Annotated in this window: 8 protein-coding genes and 1 riboswitch; of the genes, 4 read left to right on the forward strand and 4 right to left on the reverse strand. The window is 71.0% G+C overall.

Annotation, left to right across the window (positions count from 1 at the left end; genetic code table 11):
• Positions 1-390 precede the first annotated feature (390 nt).
• Positions 391-1,176 carry a glucosamine-6-phosphate deaminase gene (gene nagB, locus CCN35_RS14180; RefSeq protein WP_067391527.1) on the forward strand — a complete coding sequence of 262 codons (786 nt, stop codon included), beginning with the start codon at positions 391-393 and terminating at the stop codon, positions 1,174-1,176.
• 178 nt (positions 1,177-1,354) lie between these two features.
• Here nagB and CCN35_RS14185 read toward each other — a convergent pair whose 3' ends face one another.
• The 4 genes from CCN35_RS14185 to CCN35_RS14200 all read right to left on the reverse strand — a co-directional run bounded on the left by CCN35_RS14185 (position 1,355) and on the right by CCN35_RS14200 (position 6,035).
• On the reverse strand, positions 1,355-2,839 hold the full coding sequence (locus CCN35_RS14185) for a glycoside hydrolase family 3 protein (protein WP_067391530.1): 1,485 nt from the start codon (positions 2,837-2,839) through the stop codon (positions 1,355-1,357).
• Between the two features lie 9 nt (positions 2,840-2,848).
• Positions 2,849-3,679, reverse strand: a complete 831-nt coding sequence (locus CCN35_RS14190; RefSeq protein WP_067391533.1) for a carbohydrate ABC transporter permease — start codon at positions 3,677-3,679, stop codon at positions 2,849-2,851.
• Entirely contained in the window at positions 3,676-4,662 is a 987-nt protein-coding gene (locus CCN35_RS14195) for a carbohydrate ABC transporter permease (protein ID WP_067391536.1), read from the reverse strand. Before CCN35_RS14195 ends, CCN35_RS14190 begins: the two co-directional genes overlap by 4 nt.
• Positions 4,663-4,760: 98 nt before the next feature.
• Positions 4,761-6,035, reverse strand: coding sequence for an extracellular solute-binding protein (locus CCN35_RS14200; RefSeq protein ID WP_086792926.1), 1,275 nt, complete (start codon positions 6,033-6,035; stop codon positions 4,761-4,763).
• Positions 6,036-6,497: 462 nt separating this feature from the next.
• Between CCN35_RS14200 and CCN35_RS14205 the strand changes: the two genes are divergently transcribed.
• The 3 genes from CCN35_RS14205 to CCN35_RS14215 all read left to right on the forward strand — a co-directional run.
• The gene (locus CCN35_RS14205; protein WP_067391542.1) at positions 6,498-7,262 is read left to right on the forward strand and encodes a GntR family transcriptional regulator; all 765 of its coding nucleotides are present in this window, start codon (positions 6,498-6,500) and stop codon (positions 7,260-7,262) included.
• A 205-nt stretch (positions 7,263-7,467) separates the two neighbouring features.
• Complete coding sequence (locus tag CCN35_RS14210) at positions 7,468-7,980, forward strand: GNAT family N-acetyltransferase (protein ID WP_086792928.1); 513 nt, start codon at positions 7,468-7,470, stop codon at positions 7,978-7,980.
• A 178-nt stretch (positions 7,981-8,158) separates the two neighbouring features.
• Positions 8,159-8,274, forward strand: a riboswitch (adenosylcobalamin-variant (AdoCbl-variant) riboswitch).
• Between the two features lie 131 nt (positions 8,275-8,405).
• Positions 8,406-9,272 (forward strand): ribonucleotide reductase N-terminal alpha domain-containing protein (locus CCN35_RS14215; RefSeq protein ID WP_281254799.1); only part of this gene is annotated, 867 nt, incomplete at its 3' end.

A 9,272-nucleotide genomic window follows, 5' to 3' on the forward strand; every position in this document is an offset into this window, starting at 1 on the left:
CACCGAGCCAGAGGGCCCTCACCCATTTCAAGATCACACGTCAGTGATCGCTGTCACCAACCTCCGTGGACAGAACACCTAGCCCGCCCGGCCCGGCAATGGGACCGGGTGGCCGGGGCATTTTCCGTGTGCGCCCCCAGCGCCCCGGTTTCCTCGGGGCGCACACCGTCGCGCACCGGTCGCGCACCCGCCCCGGCCCGAGAGGCACGGCGCTGTGCACACGGCTCCGCACGCACGGCTCTGTTAGATTGAACGTAGGGTAGATTGGTCTAAACCAGATACGTGCCGACCCCCGGCAACGGGTCCCGTCGTCCTCTTCTCCGGACCCCTCGGATTCCTCCAGTCAGTTCCTCCAGATCCTTCGGTTCTCCTCAGATCGGCAGGCCCAGCGTGGAAGTTGTCATCGTTCCGGATGCCCGAGCAGGCGGCGAGCTCGTCGCGGAGGCCATGGCACAACTGCTCCGCCGCAAGCCCCAGGCCGTGCTCGGTGTGGCCACGGGTTCGACGCCGCTGCCCGTGTACGAGGCTCTGGCGGCCAAGGTGCGCTCCGGCGCCGTGGACGTCTCACGGGCGCGGATCGCCCAGCTCGACGAGTACGTGGGGCTGCCCGCGGGGCACCCGGAGTCGTACCGCGAGGTCCTGCGGCGCCAGGTGCTGGAGCCCCTCGGCCTCGGGACGGACTCCTTCCTGGGGCCCGACGGCGCCGCGGAGGACGTGCAGGCGGAGGCCGAGGCCTACGAGAGGACGCTCGCCGAGGCCGGCGGTGTGGACCTCCAGCTGCTCGGGATCGGCACGGACGGGCACATCGCGTTCAACGAGCCGTGCTCCTCGCTGTCCTCGCGCACCCGGATCAAGACGCTGACCGAGCAGACCCGCAAGGACAACGCGCGCTTCTTCGGCGGCGACATCGCACAGGTGCCGACCCATGTCATCACCCAGGGCATCGGCACGATCCTCGACGCGCGGCACGTGGTGCTGATGGCCACGGGCGAGAGCAAGGCCGAGGCGGTCGCGGCGGCCGTCGAGGGGCCGGTCGCGGCCGTCTGCCCGGCCTCGGCCCTGCAGCTCCACCGGCACGCCACGGTCGTCGTCGACGAGGCCGCCGCCTCCAAGCTGAAGCACGCCGACTACTTCCGTCACGTCTACGCCAACAAGCCGGCCTGGCAGGGCCTCTGACCCCGCACGCGCACACGGGAGGTGCCGGCCGCCCCGGACGGGGGGCCGGCACCTTCCGTGCCGGACGGCGGACCGGACGGCGCCGGGCGCCGAACCGGGGAAGAAGCCGCGGAAGGACGCCGGCGAACGCCGAAGGACGGGGGCGGGAAGGAAGGTCCTCCCTGCCCCCGTGACGGCCTCACACCCCCGCGATGACCTCCGCCGCCGCCCGGCCGCAGACACGCGCCGCGCCATGGGTGGCGATGTGGAGCAGGGCCCGGGGGGCGGCCTGGGGGACGCCCATCTCCACGACGATCGTGTCGGGGCGGGCGGCGAGGAGGGTGTCGAGGGCGGAGGACATCCACGGGTGGCGGTGCTCGTCGCGGACGACGGCGACCACACGCCGGTCCCCGGCCGCCTCCAGGGCCGCACGGCCCGCGTCCTCCCCGGAGAAGCTGCCCGTCCGCGTGCCCGGCAGGAGACGGGCGAGTTCGGCGGCCACGCCCCAGGGGGTCTCGTCGCCGACCGCGATGTTGGCGGCCGGGGTGAGGGCGGCGACGTAGGGCGGCTCGGTGAGCGGGGTGAAGGTCTCGCCGCCGGTGATCCGCAGCGCGCGCCGGGCCGCCCGCAGCCCGATCTCCTCGTCGGCGGGGCCGGCCGCACACGAGGGCGCGGACGCCGCCCAGCGGGCGAGCGCGCGCACCCGTGCGGCCGCGTCCGCCAGCCGCTCCTCGGGCAGCTCGCCGGCGCGGACGGCACCGACGAGGGCGTCCCTGAGCCGCCGTACCGTCTCGTCGTCCGCCAGGCCGCCGCCCACGCAGATCGCGTCGGCACCGGCCGCGATGGCGAGCACGCTGCCCCGCTCGATGCCGTAGGTGCCGGCGATGGCCCGCATCTCCATGCCGTCGGTGACGATCAGGCCGTCGTAGCCCAGTTCGCCGCGCAGCAGATCGGTCAGGATCCGGCGGGACAGGGTGGCCGGGCGGTCCGGGTCCAGCGCGGGGACCAGGATGTGCGCGCTCATCACGGCCTTGGTGCCCGCGTCGATCGCCGCGCGGAACGGCGCGAGGTCGCGTTCCCGGAGCACCCGGTGGTCCACGTCGATGCGCGGCAGCGCGTGGTGGGAGTCGACCGCGGTGTCCCCGTGCCCGGGGAAGTGCTTGGTGCAGGCGGCGACCCCCGCGGACTGCAGTCCGGTCACATAGGCGGCGGTGTGCCGGGCGACCAGCTCGGGGTCGGCGCCGAAGGAGCGGACCCCGATGACCGGGTTGCCGGGGTTGGAGTTGACGTCGGCGGACGGTGCCCAGTCGAGGTTGACGCCGCACTGTGCGAGCCGCCGCCCCAGTTCCAGGGCCACGTTCCGGGTCAGCTCCACGTCGTCCACCGCGCCGAGCGCGTGGTTGCCGGGGAAGCTGGAGCCGGTGTGCACCTCCAGACGGGTGACGTCGCCGCCCTCCTCGTCGACGGCGACCAGGACGTCGTCCCGTTCCTGGCGCAACCGTGCGGTCAGTGCGGCCAGTTGCTCGGGCGAGGTGATGTTGCGGCCGAACAGGCCGACCGAGGCCAGCCCCTCGCTCAGGCGGCGCAGCAGCCAGTCGGGGGCCGTGGTCCCGGTGAAGCCGGGCTGGAGGACGGTCAGCGCGTCGCGGGTGAGGGAGTCGGTGCCGCTGGCGAGTGTCGTCATCGGAGGGCGTCATCCCTTCACGGCGCCGGCCGTCAGGCCGCTGACGGCCCTGCGCTGCAGGAAGACGAAGAGGAGCAGGACCGGGAGGGCGAACAGGGAGGAGGCCGCCATGGTCGCGCCCCAGTCGTCGCCGAACTGGGTCTGGAAGCCGGACAGCCACAGCGGCAGCGTCTTGGCCTCGGCCTCCTTGTTCAGCACCAGGACGAGGGCGAACTCGTTCCAGGCGGTGATGAAGCCGAACAGCGAGGTGGCCATCAGACCGGGGGCGAGCAGCGGCAGGATGACCCGGCGGAAGGCCTGCACACGGGAGCAGCCGTCGACCATGGCCGCCTCCTCCAGCTCCCTCGGCACGGCGGCGACGAAGCCGCGCAGCGTCAGAAGGGTGAAGGGCAGGATCATCATCGTGTAGAAGAGCGTCAGCGGCACCAGGCTGTTCAGCATCGACGCGTCCCGCACGATCATGTAGATCGCGATGATCATGACTTCCCAGGGCGCCATCTGGGCCAGCATGAAGCCGACGACGAAGCCGCGCCGCCCCCTGAACCGCATCCGGGCCAGGGCGAAGGAGCCGGCCAGCGCGATGACCAGCGAGAAGGCGACGGCCAGGACGGTGACGGTCAGCGAGTTGCGGACGTACGTCCAGAAGTGGTCGACGCCGGTCGCGGTCCTGAAGTGCTCGAAGGTGATGTCGACCGGGAACCAGACCGGGTCCTCGGCGATGATGTCGCCGGTCGGCTTGAAGGCCGTGGCGAACATCCAGTACACGGGGAAGACGAAGCCGGCGAACAGGACGACGGCCGTGACATTGGGCCACAGACGGCCGAAGAGCGAGCGCTTCACAGCTCGTCCTCCTCTTGCTTGAGCACGATCCTGAGGTAGTGGGCGGTCAGACCGAGCAGGATCAGGATGGTCAGGACGGCGATCGCCGCGCCCATGCCGTAGTGCTGGTTGCCGACGCCCTCGACGTAGGCGTAGACGGGCAGGATCTCGGTGAGCCGGTCCGGGCCGCCGCCGTTGATGGCGAAGACCTGCACGAACGCCTTGAAGACCCAGATGATCTCCAGGAAGGTCGTGGCGTAGAGGAACGGCCGCAGGAACGGCAGGGTGACCGTGGTGAAGCTCCGCCAGGCGCCGGCGCCGTCGAGGGCCGCGGCCTCGTACAGCTCGGCGGGGATGGTGGTGGTCGCCGCGTACAGGTTGATCGCGACGAACGGGATGGACTGCCACACGATCAGCACGACGATGACGAAGAACGTCGACATCTGGCTGCTGGTCCAGCTGTAGTCGGCCATCGCGTGCCAGCCGAGCCTGTCCAGCACCCAGTTGACCACGCCGAAGCGCTGGGCGAACAGCCACTGGTAGACGGTGGTCGCCGCGATCACGGGCATCGCCCAGGCCAGGACCAGGCCGATCATCAGGGTGACCCGCATCCGCCTGCCGAGGCGGGCGAGCAGCAGGCCGACCAGTGTCCCCAGGACCATGATCAGGGCGACGTTGACCGCCGTGAACAGGATCGAGCGGAGGGTGACCCGCCAGAAGTCCTCGCTGGTGAGGGCCTCCTTGTAGTTGTCGATGCCGTTCCACTCGGTGACGTGCTGGATCAGCTGCGTCATGTTGAGGTTCTGGAACGACAGCAGGAAGTCCTTCAGCAGCGGCCAGCCGAGCAGCAGCACGGTGGCCACGCAGGCGGGCAGCAGCAACAGGTACGGGGCGAGTGCTCCGGCCCGCGACGCGGTGCGCGGTCCGGGCCCGCCGGGGCCTGCGCCGTCCCCCTTGCGGACGTCCGCCGTCCCGGAGGGCGGCCGTTCGATCTGCACGGTCATGCTCGCGATCTCTCTTCTCGGCCTGTGTACGTCGGCCGCACACGGGCGCCGGGGCGGGCCGGCGTACGACGGCCCGCCCCGGCTCGTCCGGGTGGGTGCTACTGCTTCTGCGCCAGGCGCTTGTTGAACTCGCCCTCGACCTGCTTGGCGGCCTCGGCCGGGGACTTTCCGTTCAGCACGGCGGTCATGTAGGCCTTGATCGGGTTCGGCTCGTTCTCCACCGCGGCCCACTCCGGGATCAGCGGCGTGGTGCCGCCTCCCGCGGCGGCCGGGGCGGCGGCCTCGGCGGCGGGGTTGCCCTTGAGGTGGCTCTGCAGCGACTCCTTGTTCGGGATGACGCCGTTCTCCTCGGCCAGCCGGCCCTCGAACTCGTCGGACAGGGCGATCTTCAGGAACTCCTTGGCGAGCTCCTGCTTCTTGCTGCCCGCGGCGACGGCGAGGTTGGAGCCGCCGAGGAAGACGCCCTCGGGCTTGTCGGCCGTGGCGCCCGGGATGGTGAAGTAGCCGATGTCCTTCTCCAGCTTCGGGTTGGCCTTGACGGCGATGCCGGCCTCCCAGCCCATGCCGATGATCGCGCCGACCTTGCCCTTGGCGAAGACCTCGCCCTGCTGCGGGGTGGCCTCGTCCTTGTCCTTGGGGGCCTTGGAGAGGGCCTGGAACTTCTTGTAGGTCTCCATGGCGGCGGCGACCTTGGGGTCGTCGAGGTTGGAGACGTACTTGTCGCCTTCCTTCCTCACCAGTTCGCCGCCCTCGCCGATCACCAGGCCGACGAAGTGGTACCAGTTCTGGCCGGGCAGGTAGATCGGCTCGGCGTCGGTCTTCTCACCGATCCGCTTGAGAGCGTCGTAGAACTCGTCGCGGGTCCTGGGGACGTCCTTGATGCCGGCCTCGGCCCAGATCTTCTTGTTGTAGAGGACGACACGGTTGGCGAAGTACCAGGGTGCCGCGTACTGCTTGCCCTCGTAGACGGCGGACTTGTTGAGGGACTCGGTCCAGTCGGCGCCGATGGAGGCCTTCAGGTCCGCGAGGTCGGCGAGGCCGCCGGTCTTGGCGTAGGCCGGCGTCTGGGTGTTGCCGATCTCGAAGACGTCCGGCGGGTTCTCCTCGGACAGGGCCGTGGTCAGCTTCTGCTGGATGCCGTTCCACTGCTGGATCTCGAACTTGACCTTCGCCTTGGTCTTGGCCTCGAAGGCCGCGGCGACGTCCTTCTGCCACTTGTCCGGGGAGGAGCCGTCCATCACCCACACCGTGAGCGTCTGGCCGGCGTAGCCGTCCTTGGCCTTGCCTCCCCCGTCGCCGTTGTCGCCGCCGCACGCCGCGATGGAGACCATCATGCCCGCGATACCGATCGCGGCAATCAGCTTGCGCTTCACGCCATCCTCCTCAGGGATGCCACAAACCCCCCTGCCTTCCCGCGGTTGAGCGACATACGAGCGTCGGCGCATCACCGCCCGTGGGGCCGGGTCCTGGACCAATGGTGTAGACCAGTAGGGGGAGCTTGGCTTAGACCAATAGGGCTGTCAAGGGTGCGCAGGCGGGCACGAGAAGCCCGTTATGGGACCGCGATATGCAGGGACCTTTCATTGCCCGGCCGGTCCGGACGGACGCCCTCGTTCCCCTGGACCACCGGCGGCCGTCTCCCGTCCGCGGCCCGTCCGCCGCCGTGGACCACCGGGCCCGCACCGGAGGATGGACTAGACCAACAGCGGTCACGGCGGTATACAGAGAAGATCACGGAGCGTGCGGGTGACCACCACGCACCGAGCCGTGCCACGATGTGAGCCGTGGCCGATGGGATGTCGGTCGCTTCGGCACAGGAGCCGGGAAGGCAGAGCATGAGCACCGACGTCAGCAGTGCGGAGAACGAGGGTGGGACGACCGTCCGTACCGCGCGTGTGCCCAAGTACTACCGCCTGAAGAAGCACCTGCTCGACATGACGGAGACCCAGGCGCCCGGTACGCCGGTCCCGCCCGAGCGGACGCTGGCGGCCGAGTTCGACACCTCGCGCACCACCGTGCGCCAGGCCCTGCAGGAACTGGTCGTCGAGGGCCGGCTGGAGCGCATCCAGGGCAAGGGCACCTTCGTCGCCAAACCGAAGGTCTCCCAGGTCCTGCAACTCACCTCCTACACCGAGGACATGCGCGCCCAGGGCCTGGAGCCGACCTCGCAGCTCCTCGACATCGGCTACATCACCGCCGACGACCGGCTCGCGAACCTGCTGGACATCGCCACCGGCGGACGCGTCCTGCGCATCGAGCGGCTGCGCATGGCCAACGGCGAGCCCATGGCCATCGAGACCACGCATCTGTCGGCCAAGCGCTTCCCGGCGCTGCGCCGCAGCCTGACGAAGTACACCTCCCTCTACACCGCCCTCGCCGAGGTCTACGACGTCCACCTCGCCGAGGCCGAGGAGACCATCGAGACCGCGCTGGCCACCCCGCGCGAGGCGGGCCTGCTCGGCACCGACGTGGGCCTGCCGATGCTGCTGCTCTCCCGGCACTCGCTGGACCGGGAGGGCCGGCCGGTGGAGTGGGTGCGGTCGGTGTACCGCGGGGACCGCTACAAGTTCGTGGCCCGGCTCAAGCGGCCGCAGGAATAGGGCTCCTGCCGCGGGGCGGAGGCGCTCCCGCCCCGCACACGCACCCCGCGGCGACCGGCGGGCGGGCGGCGTCCCCTCCCCTCGCGCGCCCGGCCGCGGGCCGGCGCGGGGAACCGGCGGCCCGCCGAGGGAAAGGCCCTCCGGGGAAAGACCACCGGGAAAAGCCGGCGGCTCGTTGTCACACCCCTGCGGCACACTCACGCCCATGGACTTCACGATCCGGCCGGTGGACCCCGGCGAGTACGACACCCTCGGGGAGATCACCGCCCAGGCCTATCTCCAGGACGGGCTCCTCGACTTCGGGGAGAGCGACGCCTACCTCCACGAGCTGCGGGACGTGGCCAAGCGGGCGGCAGCCGCCGAGGTGCTGGTGGCCGTGGCGGACGACGACAAGGTGCTCGGTGGTGTGACCTTCGTGCCCGCCGGAGGTCCCCTGGCCGAGATCTCCGGCCCGGGCGAGGCCGAGATACGGATGCTCGCGGTCGCGCACGCGGCCCGCCGCCGGGGTGTCGGCGAGGCGCTCGTACGGGCCTGTCTGGACCGGGCACGGGCCATGGACGGCTGCGTCCGCGTGGTGCTGTCCACCCAGAGCACCATGCGCTCCGCCCACCGGATCCACGAACGTCTGGGCTTCGTCCGCACTCCTGAACGCGACTGGAAGCCCCTGCCGCACATCGACGACATCACTCTGCTCACCTACGCGCTGACGCTGGACTGACACGGCGTCGGACCGACACCGGGCCGGCTCCGGACAGCCTCCGGGCCGGCCGTCACGCCGGCGCCGAGCCGGTGCCGAGCCGGTGCCGGACCAACGCCGCATCGGCATTCTGACACCCACTCAGCACAACATCTGGGGGTGTCTCCCCGTCCCGGCACAACATGTATGCTCATGCTCGCTGTCGCCGCAGGGGAATCCGGTGCGAATCCGGAACTGTCCCGCAACGGTGTATTCGCACGCGTGTGCCCGTATGGCCGTGTACATGCGTGCGTCAGTCCGAGTACCTGCCGACAGTGCACCCGGCCGCCCGGTCCGGGTGCCCCGACGTCCAGGCCTCGTGGGGTGGGCCGGTGGACGCGGCGCCGTGTGCGCTCGTGTGCTGCCCTGCCCTCGACGAGGCCCGTGCCGAGCGAGGGAGATCCCACGTGACCATCGCGTCAGCCGACCCGGCCTCAGCCACGGCCCCGGAGCCCGACAGTCCCGGCGCCGCCCTGCTGCGGACCCTGACCGAGTTGACCGCCGACCTTCCCGACGCCGACGCCGGCCGGGTCGCCGCCGCCGCGCTGCGCGGCCGGTCGGCGCACGCCGACGAGGCCGAGCTGCGGGAGCTGGCCACGGAGGCGGCCGCCGGGCTCATCGCCGAGGACCCCGCCTACTCGCGGCTGGCCGCCCGGCTGCTGACCCTCGGCATCCGTGCCGAGGCCGCCTCCCAGGGCGTCACGTCGTTCACCGGCTCCATCGCCGTCGGCCATCGCGAGGGCCTGATCGCCGACCGGACCGCCGCGTTCGTCCGCGTGCACGGCGAGCGGCTGGACGCCCTGGTCGACCCGGCCGCCGACGACCGCTTCGGCTACTTCGGCCTGCGCACCCTGTACAGCCGCTATCTGCTGCGGCACCCGGTCAGCCGCAAGGTGATCGAGACGCCCCAGTACTTCCTGCTGCGGGTGGCGAGCGGCCTGGCCGAGGACGACAGCGTGCGCTCCCTCGACGAGGTCGCGGCGCTGTACGGGCTGATGAGCCGCCTCGACTACCTGCCCTCCTCCCCCACGCTGTTCAACTCCGGCACCCGGCACCCCCAGATGTCGTCCTGCTATCTGCTGGACTCCCCCAGGGACGAGCTGGACTCGATCTACGAGCGCTACCACCAGGTCGCCCGCCTGTCCAAGCACGCCGGCGGCATCGGCATCGCCTACTCCCGCATCCGCTCGCGCGGTTCGCTGATCCGCGGCACCAACGGGCTCTCGGGCGGCATCGTGCCGTTCCTGAAGACCCTGGACTCCTCGGTGGCCGCC

The organism is Streptomyces thermovulgaris (assembly GCF_002155915.1).
Classification (GTDB): domain Bacteria; phylum Actinomycetota; class Actinomycetes; order Streptomycetales; family Streptomycetaceae; genus Streptomyces; species Streptomyces thermovulgaris.